The 24326-nt window shown below is 53.7% G+C and carries 21 protein-coding genes and 2 pseudogenes; 3 read left to right on the top strand and 20 right to left on the bottom strand.

The features are described from left to right. Positions 1-47: 47 nt before the first annotated feature. The 9 genes from NSS88_RS09215 to NSS88_RS09175 all read right to left on the bottom strand — a co-directional run bounded on the left by NSS88_RS09215 (position 48) and on the right by NSS88_RS09175 (position 8276). A complete protein-coding gene (locus tag NSS88_RS09215; protein WP_055358517.1) occupies positions 48-488 on the bottom strand; it encodes a hypothetical protein in 441 nt (146 codons plus the stop codon). Positions 489-542: 54 nt separating this feature from the next. After that, positions 543-1166 carry a thymidine kinase gene (locus NSS88_RS09210; RefSeq protein WP_055358516.1) on the bottom strand — a complete coding sequence of 208 codons (624 nt, stop codon included), beginning with the start codon at positions 1164-1166 and terminating at the stop codon, positions 543-545. A 158-nt stretch (positions 1167-1324) separates the two neighbouring features. After that, positions 1325-1525: a 50S ribosomal protein L31 gene (rpmE, locus tag NSS88_RS09205; protein ID WP_008880715.1), complete on the bottom strand. Its 201-nt coding sequence runs from the start codon at positions 1523-1525 to the stop codon at positions 1325-1327. Between the two features lie 255 nt (positions 1526-1780). Next, entirely contained in the window at positions 1781-3055 is a 1275-nt protein-coding gene (gene rho / locus NSS88_RS09200) for a transcription termination factor Rho (protein WP_049626037.1), read from the bottom strand. A gap of 721 nt (positions 3056-3776) precedes the next feature. Beyond that, positions 3777-4739, bottom strand: coding sequence for a class II fructose-bisphosphatase (gene glpX, locus NSS88_RS09195; RefSeq protein WP_055358515.1), 963 nt, complete (start codon positions 4737-4739; stop codon positions 3777-3779). Positions 4740-4773: 34 nt separating this feature from the next. Continuing rightward, positions 4774-6060, bottom strand: coding sequence for a UDP-N-acetylglucosamine 1-carboxyvinyltransferase (locus tag NSS88_RS09190; protein ID WP_033017333.1), 1287 nt, complete (start codon positions 6058-6060; stop codon positions 4774-4776). 102 nt (positions 6061-6162) lie between these two features. Further along, a complete protein-coding gene (fsa, locus tag NSS88_RS09185; protein WP_033008413.1) occupies positions 6163-6804 on the bottom strand; it encodes a fructose-6-phosphate aldolase in 642 nt (213 codons plus the stop codon). Between the two features lie 93 nt (positions 6805-6897). Further along, on the bottom strand, positions 6898-7761 hold the full coding sequence (locus NSS88_RS09180) for a class II fructose-bisphosphate aldolase (protein ID WP_055358513.1): 864 nt from the start codon (positions 7759-7761) through the stop codon (positions 6898-6900). A 152-nt stretch (positions 7762-7913) separates the two neighbouring features. Beyond that, on the bottom strand, positions 7914-8276 hold the full coding sequence (locus NSS88_RS09175; protein WP_033008416.1) for a response regulator: 363 nt from the start codon (positions 8274-8276) through the stop codon (positions 7914-7916). Positions 8277-8399: 123 nt separating this feature from the next. Between NSS88_RS09175 and NSS88_RS09170 the strand changes: the two genes are divergently transcribed. Then, positions 8400-8921, top strand: coding sequence for a DUF2529 domain-containing protein (locus NSS88_RS09170; protein WP_055358512.1), 522 nt, complete (start codon positions 8400-8402; stop codon positions 8919-8921). A 57-nt stretch (positions 8922-8978) separates the two neighbouring features. On the opposite strand, the gene NSS88_RS09165 is transcribed toward NSS88_RS09170, so the two are convergent. From NSS88_RS09165 to NSS88_RS09155, 3 genes and pseudogenes are all read right to left on the bottom strand, one after another. Then, positions 8979-10610 (bottom strand): CTP synthase, encoded by a 1632-nt coding sequence (locus tag NSS88_RS09165; RefSeq protein ID WP_044745379.1) that lies wholly within the window; start codon positions 10608-10610, stop codon positions 8979-8981. A 158-nt stretch (positions 10611-10768) separates the two neighbouring features. Next, positions 10769-11329, bottom strand: a complete 561-nt coding sequence (gene rpoE / locus NSS88_RS09160) for a DNA-directed RNA polymerase subunit delta (protein WP_055358511.1) — start codon at positions 11327-11329, stop codon at positions 10769-10771. A 119-nt stretch (positions 11330-11448) separates the two neighbouring features. Next, positions 11449-12303: pseudogene (locus tag NSS88_RS09155) on the bottom strand (methylmalonyl-CoA mutase); the annotation flags it as partial. 267 nt (positions 12304-12570) lie between these two features. Here NSS88_RS09155 and cls point away from each other — a divergent pair. Next, positions 12571-13761, top strand: coding sequence for a cardiolipin synthase (gene cls, locus NSS88_RS09150; protein WP_055358463.1), 1191 nt, complete (start codon positions 12571-12573; stop codon positions 13759-13761). 248 nt (positions 13762-14009) lie between these two features. On the opposite strand, the gene NSS88_RS09145 is transcribed toward cls, so the two are convergent. From NSS88_RS09145 to speE, 8 genes and pseudogenes are all read right to left on the bottom strand, one after another. Then, positions 14010-14177 carry a XapX domain-containing protein gene (locus tag NSS88_RS09145; protein WP_033010756.1) on the bottom strand — a complete coding sequence of 56 codons (168 nt, stop codon included), beginning with the start codon at positions 14175-14177 and terminating at the stop codon, positions 14010-14012. An 81-nt stretch (positions 14178-14258) separates the two neighbouring features. Continuing rightward, on the bottom strand, positions 14259-15932 hold the full coding sequence (argS, locus tag NSS88_RS09140; RefSeq protein WP_055358464.1) for an arginine--tRNA ligase: 1674 nt from the start codon (positions 15930-15932) through the stop codon (positions 14259-14261). A 4-nt stretch (positions 15933-15936) separates the two neighbouring features. Next, positions 15937-16368, bottom strand: coding sequence for a DUF1934 domain-containing protein (locus tag NSS88_RS09135; protein WP_033010742.1), 432 nt, complete (start codon positions 16366-16368; stop codon positions 15937-15939). 254 nt (positions 16369-16622) lie between these two features. Further along, positions 16623-16826, bottom strand: a pseudogene (locus tag NSS88_RS09130) (cytochrome-c oxidase); the annotation flags it as partial. A gap of 70 nt (positions 16827-16896) precedes the next feature. Beyond that, a complete protein-coding gene (locus NSS88_RS09125; RefSeq protein ID WP_339239157.1) occupies positions 16897-18144 on the bottom strand; it encodes an RNA-guided endonuclease InsQ/TnpB family protein in 1248 nt (415 codons plus the stop codon). A 581-nt stretch (positions 18145-18725) separates the two neighbouring features. Beyond that, on the bottom strand, positions 18726-20006 hold the full coding sequence (locus NSS88_RS09120) for an IS110 family transposase (protein WP_014195603.1): 1281 nt from the start codon (positions 20004-20006) through the stop codon (positions 18726-18728). A gap of 225 nt (positions 20007-20231) precedes the next feature. Next, entirely contained in the window at positions 20232-21107 is an 876-nt protein-coding gene (speB, locus tag NSS88_RS09115; protein WP_049624641.1) for an agmatinase, read from the bottom strand. A 12-nt stretch (positions 21108-21119) separates the two neighbouring features. Further along, on the bottom strand, positions 21120-21947 hold the full coding sequence (gene speE, locus NSS88_RS09110) for a polyamine aminopropyltransferase (RefSeq protein ID WP_341084113.1): 828 nt from the start codon (positions 21945-21947) through the stop codon (positions 21120-21122). A gap of 256 nt (positions 21948-22203) precedes the next feature. Here speE and NSS88_RS09105 point away from each other — a divergent pair, with 256 nt between their 5' ends. Then, a complete protein-coding gene (locus NSS88_RS09105; RefSeq protein WP_061580621.1) occupies positions 22204-24249 on the top strand; it encodes a transglycosylase domain-containing protein in 2046 nt (681 codons plus the stop codon). Positions 24250-24326: the final 77 nt, after the last annotated feature.

The following is a 24326-nucleotide window of genomic DNA, read 5'->3' as shown; positions in this document are numbered from 1 at the left end:
TGAAAAAAGGCCAAACAAAAACTCCCGCTGTTCGCAAGCGGGAGCTTTTAGTTCAAGCGCACAACAATTTCGTATGTCGGAATCGCTTTTGTCAACAATTTGTCGATGCGGCTCGCCTCGCGCCGCCGCTCTGCAGCAGACAACTCATCCGGCACATCGACGGTGACATACATATTGCCGCCGTGAAACCAAACGGAAACGGGGCGATAGTCGGTGCGCCGCTCGATCAGCTGCATTGCTTTGCGCGTATCGGCGCGCTGATTTTCGCTTCCTTCGGTCAAACTGATGAAGTTCGGATTTTGCCGCGTTTTTTCCGGATCGTCAAAGTTGTTGTACAAGTCGCGGTCGGCATCGATTTTCGGCCGTCCATCCGTCATCAGCCGCGTGCCGTTTTTGTCTTCGCTTTGCTGACGGTAGGACGGGTGATCCGGGTTGAGCGAACAGGCAGAAAGAAGCAAAACAACCCCTAACAGCCAGATGCGTTTCATCATTTCGCCTCCCTGCTGTTAGGATGTCCGCAACAGGCAAGAATATGTACGCCTTCATTCGCCTGCCCGTTCGGAAAGCGGGCGGCCGTACCATTTGTTCGGTTTGCCCGGCACTTCATGGTGATGGCGGCAGCGCGGTTCGTACGCTTCGCTGGCGCCGACCAAAATGACCGGATCATCATAAGAGGCAGGCACCCCGTTAATGAGCCGCTGCGTCCGGCTGGCCGGGGAGCCGCACACCGTGCATACCGCTTGCAGCTTCGTCACCGACTCGGCGATCGCCATCAGCGCTGGCACCGGCCCAAACGGTTCGCCGCGGAAATCTTGATCCAACCCGGCGGCGATGACGCGATAGCCGCGGTCGGCGAGCGTTTGGACGACGTCGATAATGTCATCAGAAAAAAATTGCACTTCATCGATGGCGACGACATCGGTGGCGGCGGAAATGTAACGAAACATTTCCGCAGGCGTCGCGACCGGAATGGCGATCACCGAATTGCCGTTATGCGACACGACGGCATCTTCGCGGTAACGGTTGTCGATCGTTGGTTTGAATACCTTCACTTCCTGTTTGGCAAACTGAGCGCGGCGGATGCGGCGGATCAGCTCTTCCGATTTGCCGGAAAACATGCTGCCGCAAATGACTTCGAGCCAGCCGGACTGCGTCATCACGTACATCGGGCCCTCTCCTTTCGCTCCACACTGTCATCGAAACGATGAGCGCCCCTGCCAGGCCAGGCCAAAACGGCCGGAGCGCCCTGGCGACAGGGGCCGTCCATCTAGTTTCACGAAAAAGCAGGCAAGCGCACCGCTTGCCTGCTTTCGTCCGTCCTTGATTACTTAAGGCCGTATTTTTTATTGAATTTATCGACGCGGCCCGCTGCCGAAACGAATTTTTGTTTGCCCGTGAAGAACGGATGGCATTCCGAGCAAATCTCAACGCGCAGTTCGTCTTTGACCGAACCGCTTTCGAACTCGTTTCCGCATGCGCAGCGGACGATTACTTTTTTGTACGCTGGATGGATCCCTTGTTTCATCGTTTTCATCTCCTTCCGCCCTGTATCTCATCGAAACAGAGTTATTCGTTCGCGCGGGCTCAGCCAAGCCAAGACTTCTCCCGGTTTGGCCGGGCGCCGCGCATGGAACGGCCGGGGCTTCGCGGAAGCGGCCCGGCCGGTGCAGACGGTTCATCGTATGAACACATCGATGATGGTCCAAACACACATGTTAAGATTATAACAGCTTTTCCGCTCATTTGCAACGGGCGATTCCCGACAAATTCCACCAGCTTGTTATAGGCGAAGCGGGCCGCCGTTTCTCCATTCTTGCTCAAGCAGCGCGAAAAACTCTTCGTTTGATTTTGTGCGGCGCAGTTTGTTCAAAAACCGCTCGATAAAATCCGGCGAGTCGGCCATCGTTTTGCGAATCGCCCACAGTTTTTCTAAATGTTCTTTCGGGATGAGCAGCTCCTCTTTGCGCGTCCCGGAGCGGCGAATGTCGATGGCCGGGAAAATGCGGCGCTCGGCGAGCGAGCGGTCGAGATGGAGCTCCATGTTGCCCGTCCCCTTGAACTCTTCGTAAATGACGTCATCCATTCGTGACCCGGTGTCGATGAGGGCGGTCGCCAAAATCGTCAAGCTGCCGCCTTCTTCAATGTTGCGCGCCGCGCCGAAAAAGCGCTTCGGCCGATGAAACGCCGCCGGATCGATCCCGCCCGAGAGCGTGCGCCCGCTCGGCGGAATGACCAGGTTGTACGCGCGGGCGAGGCGCGTGATGCTGTCCATCAAAATGACGACATCGCGCTTATGTTCAACAAGCCGCATCGCCCGCTCCAGGACGAGTTCAGACACCCGGATATGGTTTTCCGGCACCTCGTCAAACGTCGAGCTGACGACTTCTCCTTGCACCGACCGCTCAATGTCGGTCACTTCTTCCGGCCGCTCGTCAATGAGCAAGACGATCAACTCGACATCTGGATGGTTCGTCGTAATGCTGTTGGCGATTTCTTTCAGCAGCATCGTTTTCCCAGCTTTTGGCGGCGCGACGATCAATCCGCGCTGGCCGAAGCCGACCGGCGCGATCAAGTCGATGATGCGGGTCGACAGCTTGTCCGGGGTCGTTTCGAGCTTCATTTGCCGGTTCGGATAAAGCGGTGTCAACGCCGGAAAGTGGACGCGTTCCTTGGCGGTTTCCGGGTCTTCGCCGTTGACCGCTTCGACATGAAGCAAGCCGAAGTAGCGTTCGTTCTCTTTCGGCGGCCGCACCTTGCCGGATACTTTGTCTCCATTGCGCAGATCAAAACGACGGATTTGGGAAGCGGAAATGTAAATGTCTTCCGAGCTCGGGGAATAGCCGACCGGACGCAAAAAACCGAATCCTTCCGACGGAATGATTTCGAGAACGCCTTCCATGAACGAGAGGCCGTCTTGTTCGGCACGTGCTTTCAAAATGGCAAAAATAAGCTCTTTTTTCGTCAACTTGCTGTAATAAGAAATTTTGTATTGCTTGGCGAGCTCATACAGCTCTTTGAGCTTCATGTTTTCTAAAGCCGCTAACGTTAATTCCATTTTGACACCACACTTTGCAAAGTTTCCTATTCTCCCATCGTGTTTGTTCGGGCATCGTTCGACAGGCGAAGGGATCTCATTTCGTATAAGAAGATAGTCAACTACCCCCACTTCGCGAACGCTTGAAGTGGGGGCTTGCAACTCCCCAGAAGTGCAAACGGACTTCGTCCTCCTTCCTTGACTTGGGGTTGCATCAGGGGGCAGGTTGACGACTACCCAACGACGCAGGTCATGCCTGCATCGTTACCGATTCTCTCGGTGTGTCTGTTGGCAGTACTTGGCTTCCACACACAACAGACGGACCTACGCTCGATGTTTTACGGTTACAACGTTTCCTGTAACCAACTCCATACATCGAGTAGCCGTGATTGGAGTGCCTTTATTGAACGGTTTTCTCCACGCCTTTATTCTATCATACACAAAAGAAAGGGGGAACGCGCATTCCTCTCCCACTTACTCCCTTTGGTCGTTGAAGTGGGAGTCTCCTGCGCGAAATAGGATGAAGGCTGAAATGAAGTAGAATGGCAGAGCTTATTTTTGCATAAGCAACACGACTATTTTACCCTTTTTTCCGCTTTTTAATCAATCTTTTTTTCGTTCCGGGCAAAGCGGCGCCTCTCGATGCCGGCGCCGCCAAGACGGATGGAAAGGAAAGCCGCGGGATTGTTGTCGTTTGATTCCAATGAGCGGTGTAGGCGCTCCGGCCCGTCGGCGGAACGTCTCACTTAAAGACCAAATTCGGTTTTTTCTTCAAGCTGTGCCGCCCTTCGATAAAGCGGACGGTGCCGGATTTGGCGCGCATGACGACCGAGTGGGTGAGGCCGTACGCCCCCTTGAGCTGAACGCCGCGCAACAGTTCGCCGTCCGTGACGCCGGTGGCGGCAAAAATGGCGTCGTCCCCTTTCACCAGGTCGTCCATGCACAGCACTTTGTTGACGTCAATGCCCATTTTCTTGCAGCGCTCGAGCTCGGCCTCGTTTTGCGGCAGTAGTTTTCCTTGCAGCTCGCCGCCGAGGCATTTTAACGCAACCGCCGCGAGCACTCCTTCCGGCGCGCCGCCCGAGCCGAACAAAATGTCAACGCCGGTATGGTCGAACGCCGTGTTAATGGCGGCGGCGACATCGCCGTCATTGATGAGCTTAATGCGGGCGCCGGCTTCACGCAGCTCATGAATGAGACGCTCATGGCGCGGACGGTTGAGAACAACCGCGACGACGTCTTCAATATCTTTGTTTTTCGCCTTCGCCACCGCTTTTAAATTGTCGATGATCGGCGCCTCAATATCAATCATGCCGACCGCTTCCGGGCCGACCGCGATTTTCTCCATGTACATATCGGGCGCATGAAGCAAATGGCCGTGGTCGGCGACCGCGACGACCGCCAAGGCGTTCCAGCCCCCGGACGCGACGATGTTCGTCCCTTCGAGCGGGTCAACGGCGACGTCAACGCGCGGGCCGTAGCCGTTGCCGAGCTTCTCCCCGATATACAGCATCGGCGCTTCGTCCATCTCCCCTTCGCCGATGACGACCGTCCCTTTCATCGGCACGGTGTCAAACACATCGCGCATCGCCGACGTCGCAGCGTCATCAGCCTCATTCTTTTTCCCGCGCCCCATCCAGCGGGCGGCGGCAAGCGCCGCCGCTTCGGTGACGCGCACGAGTTCCATCGATAAGCTTCGTTCCATCGTCGTTCTCCCTTTCCCCTTTGTCGACTGGACGTTACGCGTTTTTCACTTGCTCGATTTCTTCATCGGTCATTTTTTCGCGCCAAATGACGGCGCCGAGTGCGGACAGCTTCTCGACTAAGCCGCTGTAGCCGCGGTCGATATGCTCGACGCCGGTAATTTCCGTCACCCCATCAGCCATCAGTCCGGCAATCACAAGCGCGGCCCCGGCGCGCAAATCGCTCGCCTTCACTTTCGCCCCTTGCAATTGGACCGGTCCGGTGACAATGGCCGAGCGGCCTTCCACTTTTACGTTGGCGTTCATGCGCCGCAGCTCATCGACGTGTTTGAAGCGGGCGCTGTAAATGGTATCCGTGACGATGCTTGTGCCGTTCGCTTTTGTCAATAAGGCGGTAAACGGCTGCTGCAAATCGGTTGGGAAACCGGGGTAGACGAGCGTCTTGACGTCAACCGCTTTCAAAACATCAGAGCCGCAGACGAGAATTTGGTCTTCTCCCTTCTCGACGCGCACGCCCATTTCGCGCAGTTTGGCCGTCAGCGATTCGACGTGCTGCGGGATGACGTTGTCGACGACGACTTCATTGCCCATCGCTGCAGCGGCAATCATGTACGTGCCGGCTTCAATCCGGTCCGGAATGATGGCGTGGCGGCAGCCCGATAATTTTTCGACGCCGTCGATGCGGATGACATCGGTGCCTGCGCCTTTAATTTTCGCGCCCATGTTGGAGAGCAGCGTTGCCACATCAATGATTTCCGGCTCTTTTGCCGCGTTTTCGATAATCGTCCGTCCTTTGGCGCGCACCGCCGCCAGCATGATGTTGATCGTCGCGCCGACGCTGACGACGTCCAAAAAAATGCGGGCTCCGCGAAGCTCCTCAGCGCGCAAATAGATGGCGCCCTGCTCGTTCGTGACGGTGGCGCCGAGCGCTTCAAACCCTTTAATGTGCTGATCGATCGGGCGCGGTCCGAGGTGGCAACCGCCCGGCAGGCCGACGACCGCTTTTTTGAAGCGTCCGAGCATCGCGCCCATCAAATAGTAGGAGGCGCGCAGCTTTTTCACCTTTCCGTTCGGAAGCGGCATGGAAACCATGTTCGTCGGGTCGATGACCGCCTTCTTGCCGTCAAATGAAAACGAACCACCGATTTCTTCGATCAAGCTTCCTAAAATGCGCACATCGGAAATGTCCGGCAATCCTTCGATCGTCACCGGCGACTCGGCCAAAATCGCTGCCGGAATCAAGGCGACCGCGCTGTTTTTCGCGCCGCTCACTTTGATTGTTCCCTGCAGCCGATCCCCGCCGATGATTTTGATTTTATCCATCGTCGTCTCCCTTCTTTGCTCGGAAGTGGCTTCACCTTTCGGATGAGAAGACAAGGCCGGGCGGGGTGAGCCCGCTTGCCTTTAGAGGCAAACGCCTTATTTTCATTGTTGCCGATTCCAGTCGGCAAGAAACTTCTCGATTCCTTGATCGGTGAGCGGATGGTGGAACAATTGCATCAGCACTTTGTACGGGACGGTGGCGATGTGCGCCCCGCGCAACGCTGCTTCCGTCACATGGTGCGGGTGGCGGATCGAAGCTGCGATGATTTCCGTTTCGATGCCGTGAATGTTGAAAATGTCCGCAATCGTGGAAATGAGCTCTAAGCCATTATGGCCGATGTCATCGAGGCGGCCGAGGAACGGAGAAACGTATGTCGCGCCGGCGCGCGCCGCCAATAGCGCCTGGTTGGCGGTAAACACGAGCGTCACATTCGTTTTAATGCCTTTTTCGCTGAACGTTTTTACCGCTTTTAACCCTTCCGGCGTCATCGGCACTTTAATGGTAATGTTCGGAGCGATTTTCGCCAGCTCTTCTCCTTCCTCAATCATGCCGGCCGCATCGGTCGAAATGACCTCGGCGCTCACCGAACCGGAGACGATGGATGTAATTTCGCGCAGCCGGTCATGGAACGAAACGTTTTCTTTCGCCACTAAGCTCGGGTTGGTCGTGACGCCGGCCAAAATGCCGAGCTCATGGGCGTGTTTAATTTCTTCCAAATTGGCGGTATCAATGAAAAATTTCACTACGTATCCCTCCTTGTCATTATTTGGACGCAGGCAGGCAAGCCCGGGTGACGACCGAAAGCTGCCTGCCAGGCCGATCTTGCCGTTTGCTCGTTATTGCGCCGCTTTTCCGGACGAGCCGAATTCGCGCATTTTGCCGATGACCGTCGCTTTGATCGCGTCGCGGCCCGGACCGATAATTTTGCGCGGATCGTAGACGTTCGGGTCTTTGGCAAGCAGTTCACGGACCGCTTTGGTAAAGGCGATTTGGTTTTCCGTATTGACGTTGATTTTCGATGTGCCAAGGGAAATGGCGCGCTGAATTTGTTCAGTTGGAATGCCGGTGCCGCCGTGCAAAACGAGCGGAATGCCGGTCAAATCGCGGATTTTCTCCATTTCGGCAAACCCGAGCTTCGGCTCCCCTTTGTACGGGCCGTGCACCGAACCGAGCGCCGGAGCAAGGCAGTCGATGCCTGTCCGTTTGACAAGTTCTTCACATTCTTTCGGATCGGCGTAAATGACGCCTTCGCCGACGACGTCATCTTCCTGTCCGCCGACAATGCCGAGCTCGGCTTCAACCGAGACGCCGCGCGCATGGGCGTACTCTACGACTTGTGAGGTAATGCGGACGTTTTCCTCAAACGGATGATGGGAGGCGTCAATCATGACCGAGGTGAACCCAGCATCGATCGCCGCTTTGCATTTTTCAAAGCTCGAACCATGGTCAAGATGGATGGCGACCGGAACGGTGATGTTCATGTCTTCCATTAAGCCTTTTACCATGTTGACGACCGTTTTAAACCCGCCCATGTAACGAGCCGCCCCTTCGGAGACGCCGAGAATGACCGGCGATTTTTCTTCTTCGGCGGCCGCTAAAATCGCTTGCGTCCATTCCAAGTTGTTGATGTTGAATTGGCCGACCGCATATTTGCCGCGCAGCGCCTCGTTGAGCATCTCTTTCATCGATACTAACAGCATGGTTCCATCCTCCTTAATTGATTATCGTCTTTGTCGCCATGGCGAAACATAGGCCGACAGGCGCAAAATGCATCTACGTTAATAAGCATACCAACTTGCCGGCAAAACAGCAACCATTCCCTTCGTTAGTGCAGCTGACACAAAAAAGAGCTTTACGAAGAAAGATGGCTTTTGACGGCGGCGCGCAAGTCGTCGATGTCAAATGGCTTGGCAAAATGCATGAGCGCCCCAAGCTCTTTCGTTTCCTGAATCATATCCAGCTCGCCGTACGCGGTCATAATGATCACTTTGATGTCCGGGTCGATGTCTTTGAGCCGCTTTAAAATTTCAATGCCGTCCATGCCGGGAATTTTCATATCGAGAAGCACGAGGTCGGGATGGTGTTTGCGGACGATTTCCAACGCCTGCATGCCGTTGGCCGCCTGATAAGTCACGTACCCTTCCCGCTGAAACACTTCATTTAACAAGATGCGGATGCCGTACTGGTCGTCGACGATTAAAATTTTGTTTCCCACATTTATGCACCTCTATTCCCTGTTTTCTCCCTATTAATGTTTCGCATTTCCCGAACGTATTTCCTGCTTGCTTTTCGGATCATTTACGGATTTTGTATAATAGCGGAGAAAGGAGGCCAAATGATGAAAATTTTGGCGACGCAAACGATCGGGTTGCTGCAAAAAATCGCGGCGGACGAGGAGTGGGCGCTTGAGGACGGGGCGCGTCTGCTCGCCCAGGCGGTCGTCGGCGACGGGCGCATCTGGCTGTACGGAGCAGGCGAATTGGACGCGGTTGTCACCGCCGCGCTTCTCGGTCCGGATCGGCTGCCAAAGGCGGCCCGCATCGAATCAAGGGAAGTGGGCGATTGGAACGAAACGGACCGGGCGCTCGTATTCGCCCGTTTTTCCAACGACAACGAAGCGATCCGCCTCGTGGAACAGCTGCAGGGGCACGGCGTTGATACGGTTGCCGTCTCAGCGCTCGTCAAAGACGAGCCGGGCTTGGCGGAGCTGGCCGCTGTCCATATCGACAGCAAACTGTCCCGCCCGCTCGTGCCGACGGAAGACGGGCGTCGCATCGCCATGCCGACCGTGACCGCCGCTTCGTTCATCTACTATGGGCTTGTCGTGTTGCTTGATGACATTTTGCAAGAATATGCCTAAAAAGAGAGGGTGTCCCGTTGCGTTGGGACACCCTCTTTCTTGCTGCGCCGCCGGAGGCTATACCGTCCCCTTGCCTAGGGCGGCATATCCTTCTTTTGATTGAAGCGCCGCTTTGACAAACTCGCGGAAGAGCGGCTGCGGCCGCGTCGGGCGCGAGGTGAATTCAGGATGGAACTGCGCGGCGACAAACCACGGATGGTCTTTCAGCTCGATAATTTCCACAAGCCGTCCATCCGGGCTCGTGCCGGAGAAGACGAAGCCATGCTCTTCTAATAGATGGCGGTATTGATTGTTGAATTCATACCGATGGCGATGGCGTTCGTAAATGACTTCATCGCCGTACGCAGCGTAGGCGAGCGTTCCTTCCTGCAGCTTGCACGGATACAGGCCGAGGCGAAGCGTGCCGCCTAAATCTTCGACATCCTTTTGCTCTGGAAGCAAGTCGATGATCGGATGCGGCGTATTCGGGTCAAACTCGGACGAATGGGCGCCAGACAACCCGACAACATGGCGGGCAAATTCAATCGAGGCGAGCTGCATTCCTAAGCAAATGCCCAAAAACGGCACGCGCTGCTCGCGGGCGTAGCGGATCGCCTCGATTTTCCCTTCCACGCCGCGGTCGCCAAACCCGCCCGGAACCAAAATGCCGTCCGCGTCTTTCAGCAACTCCGCCACATTGTCGCGCGTGACGTGCTCCGCATTCACCCATTGGATCTCAATGTCCGTATCAAATGCATAGCCGGCATGGCGAAGGGCCTCGACGACCGAAATGTAGGCGTCCGGCAGTTCAACATACTTGCCGACGAGGGCGATTTTCGTCGTTTTCGACAAGTTTCGCACTTTCTCGACGAGCGCTTTCCACTCCGTCATATCTGCTTCACGGCAGTTGAGGCGCAAATGTTCACAGACGATTTGATCGAGCTTTTGTTCTTGAAGCATAAGCGGCACCGCATAGAGCGTGTCCGCATCGCGGCACTCAATGACTGCCTTCGGGTCGATGTCGCAAAAGAGAGCGATTTTGTCTTTCATCTCTTGCGGCATCGGCATTTCTGTACGGACGACGATGACGTTCGGCTGGATGCCGAGGCTGCGCAGTTCTTTCACGCTGTGCTGCGTCGGCTTCGTTTTCATTTCCCCGGCTGCCTTGATGTATGGCACAAGCGTGCAATGAATGTACATGACATTTTCGCGGCCGACGTCGCTTTTGATTTGGCGGATGGCTTCCAAAAACGGCAACGATTCAATGTCGCCGACCGTGCCGCCGATTTCCGTAATGACGACATCGGCGTTCGTTTCCCGGCCGGCGCGGAAGACGCGCTCTTTGATTTCGTTCGTGATGTGCGGAATGACTTGCACCGTGCCGCCGAGGTAATCGCCGCGCCGCTCTTTGCGGATGACGGCGGAGTAGATTTTCCCGGTCGTGACGTTGCTGTATTTGTTCAAATTAATATCGATGAACCGCTCATAATGGCCTAAGTCCAAATCCGTTTCCGCGCCGTCATCGGTGACGAACACTTCGCCGTGCTGATACGGGCTCATCGTTCCCGGGTCGACGTTAATGTACGGGTCGAACTTTTGAATCGTCACGTTCAGGCCGCGATTTTTCAAGAGCCGCCCGAGCGACGCAGCTGTGATCCCTTTTCCGAGCGAAGAAACGACACCGCCCGTCACAAAAATGTATTTCGTCATTTTGTCTTCCCCCTTGCCGAAGTTACAATAACAGTGTTTGCGAAAGGGCAAATAAAAAATGCTCCACTTACCATATGTAAGGGAGCGACTGATGAATTCGTCCATTTTTCAAGAGCCCAACACACATTGTACTGAGTTCCTCAAACAAAGTCAAGCGGTTATTCGTCTTCCTCCGCTTCCTCGAGATCCAGCTCTTCGTCAAGCGGTTCATCGTCCAAATCAAACGGTTCTTCGTCGAGAATGTCCTCATCGTCAAAAGCAACGTCTTCGTCCAGATCGAATTCCTCGTCTTCGAGCAGCTCTTCGTCGTCAAGCTCGAGCTCTTCCTCATCGTAGTCATCAAGATCGTCGTAATCGAGATCCTCTTCGTCAAGCAGCTCTTCGTAATCATCGTATTCATCATCAAGCGCTTTTTTCTTCTTCTTCGGCTTGACGATCGTCACCGTTTCGTCTTCCGTCTGGTCAAACGGATACCACGCACGCAGCCCCCAGACGTTTTCCCCAACGCAAATAAACCGCCCGTCGATGTTTAAATCGGTATAATATTGGGCAAGCCGCGCGGCGATGTCGTCTTCCGCCATGCCGGTTAATGCCGCGGCTTCGCGGACGATTTGGTCGAACGGCAGCGCCTCGCGCTTGTCAAGCAAAATGAGGTTCGCCAGTTCGACGAACGACATCTCCTGCAATTCCTCTGGCGAGTATTGCTGCTGCAGGCTCAAGTTCAGCACTCCCCTTCTATATAATGAAACAAATGAATGCAAGTGGAATACATACCATTCATTATAAACAAATTGTCGGGGTTTATGCTACATATTTGGCGAAAAAAGCAAAAGAGAGGTTCGGTGACAATTTCTTTGTCCCGCACTTTTGTCACGAATGTCTTCGCCGCATATTTCGCTTTCGTCTCTTCCCATGTCGCCAAAATGCGCTTCGATTCGGGCGTCAGCTTCGCTTCGTAATCGGCTTTGAGCGTTTCGAGCGCGCGGATCACGTCTTCAGCTTCGTCCCGTTCCTTCGCCGCTTCGATGGCCCCTTCGATTTGGAAGAGGCGTCGGGCCACCTCGACTTGCTGCTCGGCGCGGCGGTGGTACGAGCGGACCGTCTCCGCGATTTCGCGCAAATAGTAGCGGCGCTCATTCGGGATGATGACGTTATGCTTTTCAACGTTGGCAACGGTTTTCAAATTCGTCTTCCAGTTCGTTCCCGTTTTCCGGTTGCTCGTATCGACAAGTGCGACAAAAAGCGTATTCGTGCCCGGGTCGTTAAACTGGCTGGCGATCGTGCCGTATACCGGCATTTCCGATAGATCACGGTCAAACAGCTGATGGCTTCGTTGATACTGCTTCTGCACTTGCCGTTTTGCATCTTCCGAGCCTTTGCGTTCAAACTTGTTAATGGCGATCAAATCGGCGTAATCGGTCATATCGATTTTCTCAAGCTGCGTTGGCGCTCCGAATTCGCTTGTCATCACATACATCGAAACATCGCATACTTCGGTAATGGCGGCATCGCCCTGGCCGATCCCGCTCGTTTCGACAATGACGAGATCAAAACCGGCCGCTTTGACGACCGAAATGGCGTCGCGGATCGCCGGCGACAGCTCAGAGCGGGAATGGCGCGTCGCAAGGCTCCGCATATAGACGCGCGGCGAATGGATGGCATTCATCCGGATCCGGTCGCCTAACAGCGCCCCGCTTTCCACGCAGGTGCGCAAAATATGCTCAAAAATGGCTGGTTTCCCCAACCCAGGAAAACGCGCCAGCGATGAGCGAGGCGACCGGTTCGCTCCATGTCGCTTCCTCGCCATGCCAAATCATGCTCATGCCGTTGCCGGGCCCGTGCAGCGGAACGTCAAGCAGCGAAGAACGCGGACAGGTCGGAAGCGGGTGTTCGCTCTGCTATTTTTGCGCGTTGTAGGACACATTAATAAGTACTGAAGCGACGCACAGGAGGGAAAAATATGCTCATCATTGCCGTTATTGTGATCATATTCGCACTCGTTTATCTTGATGACAAGCTTGGCCGGCTGATCCTCCGCAACGGGCGCAAAAAAGTCGTGTACCCAAAGCGGCGGAGCGATATGGCCTTGTATGTGAATGGACGGCATTTATTTGCCGATTATTTTGCCGAGCTGCGCCGCGCCCGCGATCATATCCATATTTTGTTTTATATCATCAAGCATGACGAAACGACGGCGCCATTTTTCCAACTTTTAAAGGAAAAAGCGGCGGAAGGGGTGGAAGTGCGCTTGTTGACGGACTGGGTCGGCAGCCTCGGGTTGCCGAAAACGCTCATCCGTTCGCTGAAGGCAAGCGGTGTCGAATTCGCCTACGCCCGCCCGCCGCGCTTTCCGTTTTTCATTTACCGCCTCAACCGCCGCAGCCACCGAAAAATTACGGTCATCGATGGAAAGGTCGGGTATATGGGCGGTTTTAACATCGGCCGCGAATACAGTGGAAAGGACGCTAACATCGGAGAATGGCGCGACTATCACTTAAAAATCAGCGGAGAAGGGGTGCACGACTTGCAAGAACAATTTTTGCACGATTGGGAGGAGGCGACGGGCAAAACCGTCGCTGACAAACGCCGCTACTTCCCACCCCTTCACGCCGGCGCCATCCGCCACCAGCTTGTCGCGACTGACGGCGCCGCGCTTGAAGAGCAGTATATCGATGCGATCCGGCAGGCAAAACGAGAAATTATGATCGGCAGCCCCTACTTTATCCCGAGCCGGCCGTTGTTTGACGAGCTTATGCGCGCGATCCGGCGCGGGGTGCGCGTCACGGTCATTGTGCCGCTGCGGGCGGACCATTTATTTGTCCGCGAGGCCGCTTACCCGTATTTTTATCAAATGCTGAAGGCCGGAGCGCGCATTTACCGCTTTTACCAAGGATTTTACCACGCCAAAACGATTGTCGTCGATGAGGAATGGTGCGATGTCGGCACCGCCAACTTTGACCGGCGCAGTCTGTTTCTCAACGGCGAAATCAACTGCTATGTATTCGACCGCGCGTTCACGCAGGTGGTCAAGCGGGCGATCCAACGCGACCTGACGCGTGCCGAGCCGCTGACGCTCGATTTTTGGCGGAAGCGTTCGCTCCTTGACCGCGGCAAAGAATCGATTTCCCAGCTGATTTCCGCCTGGTTGTAGGCAACACGAAAAAAGCCGGCGATGTTCATCACCAACCCGCCTAACAGCGGCTTTCCCCGAGGAGGAACTTGGCAAAATCAGCTTTTTTCGTGCAAAACCCGGCGCTTGGACGAACGCCCGGACAAAAGGGCAAAGGAATCCCAGCCGAAACCGCCAAACAAAAAACCCGGCCGGCTCCATGTTGGCGATGTGAGATCGCTGCGGGTGCCGGCCGGGATTGAATCAGTTGGCCATCCTGTATCTTCTATTCATTTCCAAAACAATGTCAACCATTGAAACAGCCGCATCCCAAGATACACTCCAACAATGCCGGCAATGCCAGCCAACGCCGGAGGGGCCGGAATCGGCAGGCGGAACAGCGTGAACAAAAAACCGACAACGATGCCGGTGACAAGCGACAGCACCACTTCTTTCACAAGCAAATCCTCCATCGTTGTTTTTCCTTATGATGCCCAGACAAAAAGGGAAGCAGTCGCTCCCCTCCTTTGTTGCATCTGTTACATTTGTTCCGGGGCGGAAACGCCGATCAACGCCAACGCGTTTTTCAGCGTAATTTGCACCGCCTTCACCAACGCGAGGCGGGCTTTCGTTTTTTCGATGTTGTCCAAATCAAGCACTTTTTCCGCGTTGTAGAAGCTATGGAGCGCCGAAGCCAGCTCAAACGCATAGGCGGTGACGCGGTGCGGCATCCGCTTGAGCGCTGCCTCGGCGACGACGTCCGGGAAGTCGCCGAGCACTTTGAGCAGCTCGATTTCTTTTTCCGTTTCCACAAGATGGTGAAGCGCTAAGTCGCCGTCATAGGAAATGTGTTGTTCCTCCGCTTGGCGAAGAATGCTCGAAACGCGGGCGTGCGCGTATTGGACGTAGTAAACCGGGTTTTCATTCGACTGCGACACGGCCAAGTCCATGTCAAAATCCAAATGCGTATCGCCCGAGCGCATCGCAAAGAAATAGCGGACGGCATCGACGCCGACTTCTTCCATCAGCTCGCGCATCGTCACCGCCTTGCCGGTGCGCTTGCTCATTTTGACGCGCTCGCCGTTTTGGTATAAGTTCACCATTTGGATGATTTCGACTTCGAGCGCCTCCGGATCGTAGCCGAGCGCGGCGATCGCCGCTTTCATGCGCGGAATGTAGCCGTGGTGATCCGCTCCCCAAACGTTAATCAGCTTGGTAAATCCGCGCCGCAGCTTGTCTTGGTGGTAGGCGATGTCCGGAAGCAAGTACGTATACGTGCCGTCCTGCTTAATTAAGACGCGGTCTTTGTCGTCCCCAAACGCCGTCGAACGGAACCATGTCGCCCCGTCCTGCTCGTAAATGTAGCCGCGCTCGCGCAAAGTGGAAAGCGCTTCGTCGATTTTGCCGCTTTCATAAAGCGATGTTTCCGAGTACCAGACGTCGAACGGAACACGGAATGCGGCCAAATCTTGTTTAATTTTGTCGAGCTCATAACGAAGGCCGTATTCGCGGAAGAAAGCAAGCCGTTCCTCTTCATCGGCGTGGACGAACCGATCGCCATATTCCTCAGCAAGTGTTTTGCCGATTTCGACAATGTCGTCGCCGTAATAGCCGTCCTCCGGCAACGGCATATCGACACCGAGCGCCTGGAAATAGCGGGCTTCGACCGATTTCGCCAAGTTGTAAATTTGCTTGCCGGCGTCGTTAATATAGTATTCGCGCGTCACGTCAAACCCGGCTTTCGCCAAAATGTTGCAAAGCGAATCGCCGACCGCCGCGCCGCGGGCATGGCCCAAATGCAAGTCGCCGGTCGGGTTGGCGGAGACGAACTCGACTTGCACTTTTTCCCCGTTGCCGACGTTCGATTCGCCATACGCTTGTCCCGCCTGCAAAATCGCCGGCACGACCGCCGTCAAATAGCGGTTGTCCATGTAAAAGTTAATAAATCCCGGACCCGCCACCTCAATGCGCGCCACCGATACGCGCTCGCGATCAAGCTGCCCGACGATGGCTTCGGCAATCGCCCGCGGCGGCTTTTTCGCAATGCGGGCAAGCTGCATGGCGATGTTCGTCGAGTAATCGCCATGCGCCTTGTCGCGCGGCACCTCCAGCAAGACGTCCGGCAGCTCATCAGCCGAAACGAGCCCGGCTTTCACCGCCGCTTGGCGAATTTCTTCTTTCAGCTGTTCTTTCATTTGTCCGACAATGTTCATCGGCTTATACCCCCTTAAATGTCAACGTCAACGTATGGCGTCCGCTCCGCTCGTTTTGCAAGAAAAGCTCGTAGGAGAGAAAGAGCCGCCCCCGCTTCCGCTTATCGTCATAGTGAAACTCGATCGCATCCGTTTTCGCCGCCATCGCCCACCGCCCAAACACCGTTCCGTAATGGCCCGGCGTTTCTTGCCGGCGGCGGAACGTTTGCCGCATCTCGACCGCTCCGGAGCGAAGGATGGTCACCTCGTCAGGCGCGATTTTCACAATGTTGTTCACCCGCCCGAGTTCGTTTTCCTCCTCAAACTGCAAATAGCCTGTTTCCCCTTTTATGTAATACACCCCGTCCGCCTCAAGCACAACCGTCTCTTGGCGCGGACCGTCGCGAATGACAGCCACTTGGCGGAGGCGCGCCGGGATGCCGTTTGTTTCCTTCATATCGATGAACACACCTTTGCGAACAAACAGTCATAGTTTATAGTATAATGAACTGTTCCGCTCCATTCAAGAGGGGACAAACCCGATGGCAGATTTCCGCTCCAGTGGGCAAAAAAAAGGGGCTGGCCCAAAAGGTTGTTTTTCCTTAAACAAAACACAACATATCGTTATCTTAATGATTGTTTTATGCCTACATACGGTAATAAGAAAAGGTGTCCCGATCCTTTTGGGACACCCTCTGTTCCATCGGTATTTTATGATGACGCCCGAACATTTTTTAACACGTTAATAGCAAAAAGAATGACACCTATCACGACGAGCACCCCGCCAATCGCTGTCACCGGCACGAACGCTTCGTTGCCGTAAACGACGAAAATGAGACCGATCATCATGACCGGCAGGCCGATATTGTGCAGCCAGAAATGCACTTTCGCCCATTTCGTCGCCGCCGCTTGTGGAAGTGAACTACCCCCACTTAATTTTCTAGCGAAAATTTGAAGTGGGGGCTTCCAAAGAAGTTTGACTGCTTCAAGCAATCCTTATTCTTTGAGGCGTGTCCACTTCGCCGCTAGAGCATAAGACACTCAGGTCTACAGCTTTACTTTTCTTTAAGATGTTTAATGCGCCATTGACATCAGCATTCATTAGTTTGCCAGACTTTGTTCGATACAAGCCGCGCTTAATACGTTTGCCGCTGAACTTATATTCTTTTGGATTGTCGGCATTATATTCAGGAATCTCATCGCCGTCAAAAAAGCTGGCTTGAGACGTATATGATTCTTCCTGTTTCAAGAATTCAATGCCGTAAAATTCACAAAGATATTCTAGTTTTTCTTTTATGTTACCGAGAGGAATATTGACAAAGTTTTGATTTGTCTTTTTTCCTAGATTCATATTGCGTTGCCATGTTTCCGCATAGCCAATGACAAGTTTGCCAATTTGATTTTCAATACAGTAGTTAATGATGTAACGGCAAGTCTTGTTGATATAATCATTCACTTTATTATTGCGATTCATAGCAAGCAAAGCCTGTTTACGAGTGGTGCCTTTGATTTTTTGCTTATCTTTTATGCTTTGAAGTCTGGCATTTTCTTTGTTAAACCATTGATTGATACTTTTTAATCTCCGCCCATCAATGATGAATGATCTGCCGTCTGATGTGACACAAGTGGCAACATTGTTTAATCCTAAATCAATGGCCAGTGCTTTTTGGTCGTTTAATTCTCTTTGATCTTCAGGCATTTCATATTTGTACTGAATCTCAAAGAACCTGGCATGATGCTTAGGAATGATTTCAATCTGCTTAATCTTTTTGTCCAGTAACACAGGCGGAATCGTTATCGTGATAGGCTTGTGAGTCTTTTTAAATAGGCGAGAATACGGTATCGTGAATTTGTTGCCGTCTATACGAATCTGGCCAATGATCAGTGAATGAAAGCCATCTTTTTTAAGATATTTTGGAATACTGATAGCCTTGTGGTCATATTTTCCTTGTTTGGCAAGACTGATCAAACCAAAGAAAGATTTAAAGGCTTCATTGACCTTTTTTAAAATTTGCTGTGCCATGTTGCTGTTTAACAGCTTATAGTTTTCGTTAGTTTTGGCAAGATGATAATTTTTCTCATAATTAAGAAATTCCTTGTGTTCAAAATAGTATTGTCTGACATTGTACAATCCGACGTTGTACATGTTCTTGGCAATATGGCACAGTTCTCGAAGAGTCAAGTATTCTTCTTTGGTCAAACCATTTAGCTGTTGTTTGATACAAAAATACATGTTTTCACCTCCCATCTAACTATATGATACTATATTTTACTGAATCTATCCTATTTTCAGCAAAATATAGTTAAGGCGAGAGTCAGTCAAGACTTTGTGGAGAACATTTTTTCGGTTCACTACGGGCGTTGTCAATCACTAGTTAGCGAACCATTTTCAGGAATTCATATCGTAAGCGCTTTCGGACTCTCATCCCTCCCTCTAGAAATGTTGATCTATCAAGGCTTTTCGGCCTCTCAGGGGTGTCCAAAAAATATTTTTCGACAAAATCCCTTACATCCTTTTTCAGTTTTGTGGATATCTTACAGACCTAGGGTGCGCTTCGCGGCCACGGCTGGTTATATTTTCCTGCCGTGGGGGAAGCGTATTCGATGCACCCTTTGGATCTCCGCGTCGCTGATGAGGACGAACCCTCCCATGTCTCCGGGCGTCTTCGCGCCAACATTCCCTCGTTCGGTCTCGTCATCAGGCGGAGGCCGGCCAAGCTCCTTTGGGGACTCAAGGTCGAATGGATAAAATCACGCCAGCTTCTCCGGTGTCATCCTGTTGTCCAACGATTCTTCCGTTCGCAGGGGGAGGCCTTAGGCCGCCCGTTGCACCTGGGACAAGACGTCCTGTTTCATTCGCTCCGCGTCAAAGGCTTGTTTCTTCGTACAAATCGCAAACAGCACATTCAACAGCTTCCGGCACAAGGCGACGATGGATTGCTTTCCGGTCAGCGGGTTGACGGATCGGGTCGTGTAATATTCATGCAGCTCGCGAAACGCCTCGTTGTGCCGGATCAGCGGAATCATCGCCCGAAACAGCACCGAGCGCAGCCGTTTCCGTCCCCGTTTGGAGATGTGCTTTTGCCCTTTGCGCTGGCCGGAGGAGTTCTCCTTGAGCGTCAGGCCCGCCAACTTCACCAATTGGCGCGGGTCCCGATAATGGGCGAAGCTGCCGATCTCCGCCAACAGATCGATAATCGTGGCGTCTCCCAACCCGTCGACCGTTTTCAGCCATTGATACTCCATCGTCGTTTGAACCAATGCCTTCAACTCGGCGTCCAACGCGGCGATCTCCGCCTCCAATTGGCGGTATCGGCGGACGAGCGCGGCGATCTCAAACCGGGCCATCGTCGTCCCTTCCGTCACCCCAATGGAGTCCTTCGCGGCGTTGATCAACGCCTGAATTTTGGCCTTCTGCGGGCATTTCAGCCCTTCGCTTTGCCGGTACACCTCGATGAGCTCCTCGGCGGATCGGCCGGCCATATCGGCCGGAAGCGGCGTCCACTCCAGCACCGAAAGCGCCGTTTTCCCCAGGTCGCGAAACACCGTCCAAAACTCCGGAAAATATCGGTCGGTCCAGCGGACGATCGCGTTTTTCACCGCCGTCTGTTCCTTGCGGAGCTTCTCTTTGAGCGTGCTTCCCACGCGCAAATCGGCTTCGATCTCGTGCAGCAGCCGGGGGACGAGGAATCGTCCGTCTTTTGCCAGTCTGGCAATGACCAGGGCGTCTTTGGCGTCGTGTTTCGTCGGCAGGTTGTCATCGAGTTCTTTCGACCGGCACACATGCGCCGGGTTGACCATGACCAACGGGATCCCGTGCTCCTCGAGGAAGTAGGCCAGGTTCAACCAGTAGTGCCCGGTCGGCTCCACCGCGACGATCACCTCTGACTTCCCAAACGCTTGCATCGCCTCCTGAATCGCTTTATACAGCTGCTGAAACCCCTCTTTCGACTGGAAGATCGGGAACGACTTGCGAAGCACGCGCCCCCGGTCATCCACGAAGCAGGCGTAGTGAGTTCGTTTCGCGATATCGATGCCCACGACAAGCGTTTGTTCCGTAACTTGATCAATTTTATAGTTTTGTGTACAATTCATCTGAAGTCCTCCTTGGCATGATGGTAGGTATTGTTTGACACCCCTGCATCATACCAAGAGGGCTTTTTTTGATCAAGTCCCCGGAAAAGCTCCTAACGGGAATGCTCCTTTTTCTGTAAATACATTAATTATTACGCTCCGTACGCTCATATTCCTGCATCTTTTGTCCCACCAAAGAAAAAAGCACCCTCGCAAACTTGCGATTTAGGCGCTTTTTCTCATTTTTCACTTCCCTACCCAACCAAGCAGCATTTCCCGCACAAGCTTGCTCGCCGTATTGGCCGTTTGTTCGGAGTGGTCGTAAATCGGCGCGACTTCCACCAAATCGGCGCCGACAACGCGGACGTCGGAGCGGGCGATCTCATGGATCGCGGCTAGCAGTTCTTTCGATGTAATGCCGCCGGCATCGACCGTTCCCGTTCCGGGGGCATGGGCCGGGTCAAGCACATCGATGTCGATCGTCACATACACCGGGCGGCCGGCGAGCTTTGGCAACACGGAGCGGAGCGGTTCAAGCACCTCAAACTTGGCGATGTACATACCGTTTTCTTTCGCCCACTCAAACTCCTCTTTCATCCCGGAACGGATGCCGAACGAAAAGACATTCGTCGGGCCGATCAAGTCAGCGACTTTGCGGATTGGCGTCGCGTGCGACAGCGGCTCGCCTTCGTAATGTTCGCGCAAGTCGGTATGGGCGTCCATGTGAATGACGGCCAAATCCGGGTAATAGTCGTACACCGCTTTGATGACCGGCCAAGAGACGAGATGTTCGCCGCCGAGGCCGAGCGGAAACTTGCCGGCGTCAAGCACCTTTTTCACGAACTGCTCAATCAGCTCTAAACTGCGGGCCGCATTGCCAAACGGCAGCGGAATGTCTCCAGCGTCAAAGTAGCGGATGTCTTTGAGTTCGCGATCCAAATATGGGCTGTACTCCTCAAGCCCGATTGACACTTCGCGGATGCGGGCCGGGCCAAACCGCGAGCCAGGCCGGTAGCTGACCGTCCAGTCCATCGGCATGCCGTAAATGACCGCTTCGCTCTCTTCGAAGTTCGGGTGGCTGCCAATAAAGACGTTGCCTGAATAAGCTTCATCAAAACGCATCGATCTGCCCCCTTATTTCACTAGGTCCGCGACAAATTTTGGCAAAACGAAACACGCCTTATGCAATTCTTTCGTGTAGTATTTCGTCTCAATGTCATGGAACCGGTCGTCGCTCACCGCAAGCGGGTCGTATTGTTTCGAGCCGAGCGTAAACGTCCAGAGCCCGCTCGGATACGTCGGAATGTTCGCTGTATACAAACGGGTGATCGGGAAAATTTCTTTCACATCGCGGTAGACGTTGCGGATCAAGTCCGCTTTAAACCACGGGTTGTCCGTTTGAGCGACGAAAATGCCGTCCTCTTTCAGCGCGTTGGCGATGCCGGCATAAAACCCTTTTGTGAACAAGTTGACCGCCGGGCCGACTGGTTCCGTCGAGTCGACCATGATGACGTCGTATTCGTTTTTGCTTTGCGCGATGTGCATAAACCCGTCATCGACTTTCACTTCGACGCGCGGATCGTCGAGTTTTCCGGCAATTTCCGGCAAGTATTTTTTCGAATACTCGATCACTTTGCCGTCAATTTCGACAAGCGTCGCTTTTTTGACGATCGGGTGTTTCAGCACTTCACGAATGACGCCTCCGTCGCCGCCGCCGACGACAAGGACGTTCTCTGGCTTCGGATGGGTGAACAATGGGACGTGGGCGACCATTTCATGATAGACGAACTCGTCTTTTTGCGTCGTCATCACCATGCCGTCTAAAATGAGCATGTTGCCAAACTCCGCCGTTTCGACCATATCAAGCTTTTGAAACGGCGTCTGTTCTGTATGTAAAGTGCGGACGATGCGTGCGGTGATGCCAAAATGCTCCGTTTGCTTTTCGGTAAACCAAAGTTCCATCGGTAACATCCTTTCTCCGAGCGTTGCTTACTATACAAGTTTTCCTTAGCCAACGAAAAACTAAACACGAAAAAGTATAGAGCAATCTAGCAAAAATGCAAGAGGAACAAGTTTAAAATAAAAAATTTTTTTTCATACTGGTAAGAAAAAGCGGAAAACCTCGCTGGCGAAGCCTTGACAAAAGCAAGGCGGCACATCCAGCCAGGCGTCCGCCCGCATGTCTAAAACAACGCCAAAACCGTTGAGGTGATGCGCAATGGAACCGATCCCGGGCAGCCGTTTTCGCGGCACGTGGAAATATGTGCGCGCCGCCGTCTTTATCGGCTTTTTTCTCGCCATCTTTGCCTTCGCCGCTCTCGGGAGCTTTATTTTGTTTGCCAAAATCGAAGGCGCCCCGCCGGTCGCCGTGCCGCAAACAACGATTTTTTATGCGGACGACGGCCGCAAAATCGGGGAAAGCGACCATGGACAAAAGCGGTACTGGGTTCATCTCGGTGACATTTCCCCGCACGTCATCGAGGCGACGATTGCCGTTGAGGACCGAAAGTTTTACGAACACCACGGATTTGACTTGAAACGGATCACCGGCGCGGTGCTCGCCAATCTCGAGGCCATGGACAAAGTGCAAGGAGCGAGCACGATCACCCAGCAATATGCACGCAACTTGTTTTTAACACATGAGAAAACGTGGTCGCGAAAAATCCAGGAAGCGCTGTACACGATCCGCCTTGAAGCCAATTACAGCAAAGAAAAAATTTTAGAAGGCTATTTAAATACGATTTACTACGGCCATGGCGCCTACGGCATCGAGGCAGCAGCGCGCTATTATTTCGGCAAGCACGCGAGCGAGCTGGCGCTCAGCGAGGCAGCGATGCTCGCCGGCATTCCGAAAGGGCCGTATTACTACTCGCCGCTTGTCAACGAGGCGCGGGCAAAAGCGCGGCAAAAAATCGTGCTCACCTCCATGGTGGAAGCCGGCTACATCAGCCGCGAAGAAGCGGAGCGGGCGTACCGTGACAAGCTCGTTTACATCCGCCACCGCGAACGAGAGCAGCCTGTGGCCCCGTATTTCCAAGATGTTGTGAAACAGCAGCTGCGCACGAAGCTTGGCTTTGATGAGCGGACGATTGAGCTCGGGGGGCTGCGCGTCTACACAACGCTCGACCGACGCCTGCAGCGAATCGCCGAAGAACAAGTTAAGCAAGTCATCAGTCCCCATTCTGCCATCCAGGCGGCATTGGTGGCCATGGATCCGCGCACAGGGGAAGTAAAGGCGCTCATCGGCGGACGCAACTACGAAGAAAGCTCGTTCAACCGCGCTGTGCAAGCGGAACGCCAGCCAGGGTCGACATTTAAGCCGTTTTTGTATTACGCGGCGATCAAGCAAGGATTCACCCCATCGACCCAACTGCGCAGCGAGCTGACGACATTTACGTTTAACGGCGGCCGATCGTCGTACACCCCCCATAATTACAATGACTACTACGCCAATGGCCCGATCACGCTCGCTCAGGCGCTCGCTGTATCCGACAACGTCTTTGCGGTGAAAACGCTCCAGTTTATCGGCGCCGACAAACTCGTCGAAACAGCGAAAGCGCTTGGCATTACAAGCAGATTGAAAGCAGTGCCGTCATTGGCGCTTGGCACCTCGCCCGTGAAAGTGATCGACATGGTGGCCGCGTACAGCACGCTGGCCAACTACGGCAAACAAACCGAACCGGTGTTTATTCAAAAAGTCGTCGACGCGAACGGAAACGTGCTGTATGAACATAAGCCGGAGAGCCGGCAAGTGCTCGACCGCGACGCAGCGTTTGTGACGACCCATTTAATGACCGGAATGTTCGACCCAAAGCTTAACGGCTATACGACCGTCACCGGGCAATCGATCGCCGATGAAATGACGCGCCCGTACGCCGGCAAGTCCGGGACGACGAAAACGGACAGCTGGATGATCGGCTTCGCCCCGCAGTTGGTCGCCGGCGTCTGGACCGGCTACGACCGCGGCGAAACGATGAGCCGCTTTGACGAAAAGCAATACGCGAAACAAATATGGATCCGCTTTATGGAGAAAAGCCTCGCCGGCGAGCCGAAAAAATCGTTCAAGCCGACCAAAGGCGTCATCGGTGTCTACATCGACCCGCAAAACGGCAAGCTGGCAACCGATTCGTGCCCAGTGAAGCGGAAAACGTATTATATCGCTGGCACAGAACCAGTTGACTATTGCACCGATCATGTAAAAGAGGAGAAGAAGAAAAAAGAAGACGGAAAAAGCTGGTTCGAGAAATGGTTTCCATGGTTTTAAACAAGAAAATCCCCTGCGTTTGCCCGCAGGGGATTTTCTTGTCCTAGTTTTCCTGTGTTATACATGTAGATTTAGTT

The sequence above is a fragment of the Geobacillus sp. FSL W8-1251 genome, from assembly GCF_038005945.1.
Lineage (GTDB): Bacteria > Bacillota > Bacilli > Bacillales > Anoxybacillaceae > Geobacillus > Geobacillus stearothermophilus.
The sequence above is the reverse complement of the archived record's forward strand: the minus strand, read 5'-3'. Positions and strand labels throughout refer to the sequence as shown.

Excerpts from the sequence above, each read along its gene's own strand:
- NSS88_RS09215 (WP_055358517.1), bottom strand. The coding sequence starts at position 488 with ATGAAACGCATCTGGCTGTTAGGGGTTGTTTTGCTTCTTTCTGCCTGT.
- NSS88_RS09210 (WP_055358516.1), bottom strand. The coding sequence starts at position 1,166 with ATGTACGTGATGACGCAGTCCGGCTGGCTCGAAGTCATTTGCGGCAGC.
- rpmE (WP_008880715.1), bottom strand. The coding sequence starts at position 1,525 with ATGAAACAAGGGATCCATCCAGCGTACAAAAAAGTAATCGTCCGCTGC.
- rho (WP_049626037.1), bottom strand. The coding sequence starts at position 3,055 with ATGGAATTAACGTTAGCGGCTTTAGAAAACATGAAGCTCAAAGAGCTG.
- glpX (WP_055358515.1), bottom strand. The coding sequence starts at position 4,739 with ATGGAACGAAGCTTATCGATGGAACTCGTGCGCGTCACCGAAGCGGCG.
- NSS88_RS09190 (WP_033017333.1), bottom strand. The coding sequence starts at position 6,060 with ATGGATAAAATCAAAATCATCGGCGGGGATCGGCTGCAGGGAACAATC.
- NSS88_RS09180 (WP_055358513.1), bottom strand. The coding sequence starts at position 7,761 with ATGCTGTTAGTATCGATGAAAGAGATGCTCAACGAGGCGCTGCGCGGC.
- NSS88_RS09170 (WP_055358512.1), top strand. The coding sequence starts at position 8,400 with ATGAAAATTTTGGCGACGCAAACGATCGGGTTGCTGCAAAAAATCGCG.
- NSS88_RS09165 (WP_044745379.1), bottom strand. The coding sequence starts at position 10,610 with ATGACGAAATACATTTTTGTGACGGGCGGTGTCGTTTCTTCGCTCGGA.
- cls (WP_055358463.1), top strand. The coding sequence starts at position 12,571 with ATGCTCATCATTGCCGTTATTGTGATCATATTCGCACTCGTTTATCTT.
- argS (WP_055358464.1), bottom strand. The coding sequence starts at position 15,932 with ATGAACATTGTCGGACAAATGAAAGAACAGCTGAAAGAAGAAATTCGC.
- NSS88_RS09135 (WP_033010742.1), bottom strand. The coding sequence starts at position 16,368 with ATGAAGGAAACAAACGGCATCCCGGCGCGCCTCCGCCAAGTGGCTGTC.
- NSS88_RS09125 (WP_339239157.1), bottom strand. The coding sequence starts at position 18,144 with ATGTATTTTTGTATCAAACAACAGCTAAATGGTTTGACCAAAGAAGAA.
- NSS88_RS09120 (WP_014195603.1), bottom strand. The coding sequence starts at position 20,006 with ATGAATTGTACACAAAACTATAAAATTGATCAAGTTACGGAACAAACG.
- speB (WP_049624641.1), bottom strand. The coding sequence starts at position 21,107 with ATGCGTTTTGATGAAGCTTATTCAGGCAACGTCTTTATTGGCAGCCAC.
- speE (WP_341084113.1), bottom strand. The coding sequence starts at position 21,947 with ATGGAACTTTGGTTTACCGAAAAGCAAACGGAGCATTTTGGCATCACC.
- NSS88_RS09105 (WP_061580621.1), top strand. The coding sequence starts at position 22,204 with ATGGAACCGATCCCGGGCAGCCGTTTTCGCGGCACGTGGAAATATGTG.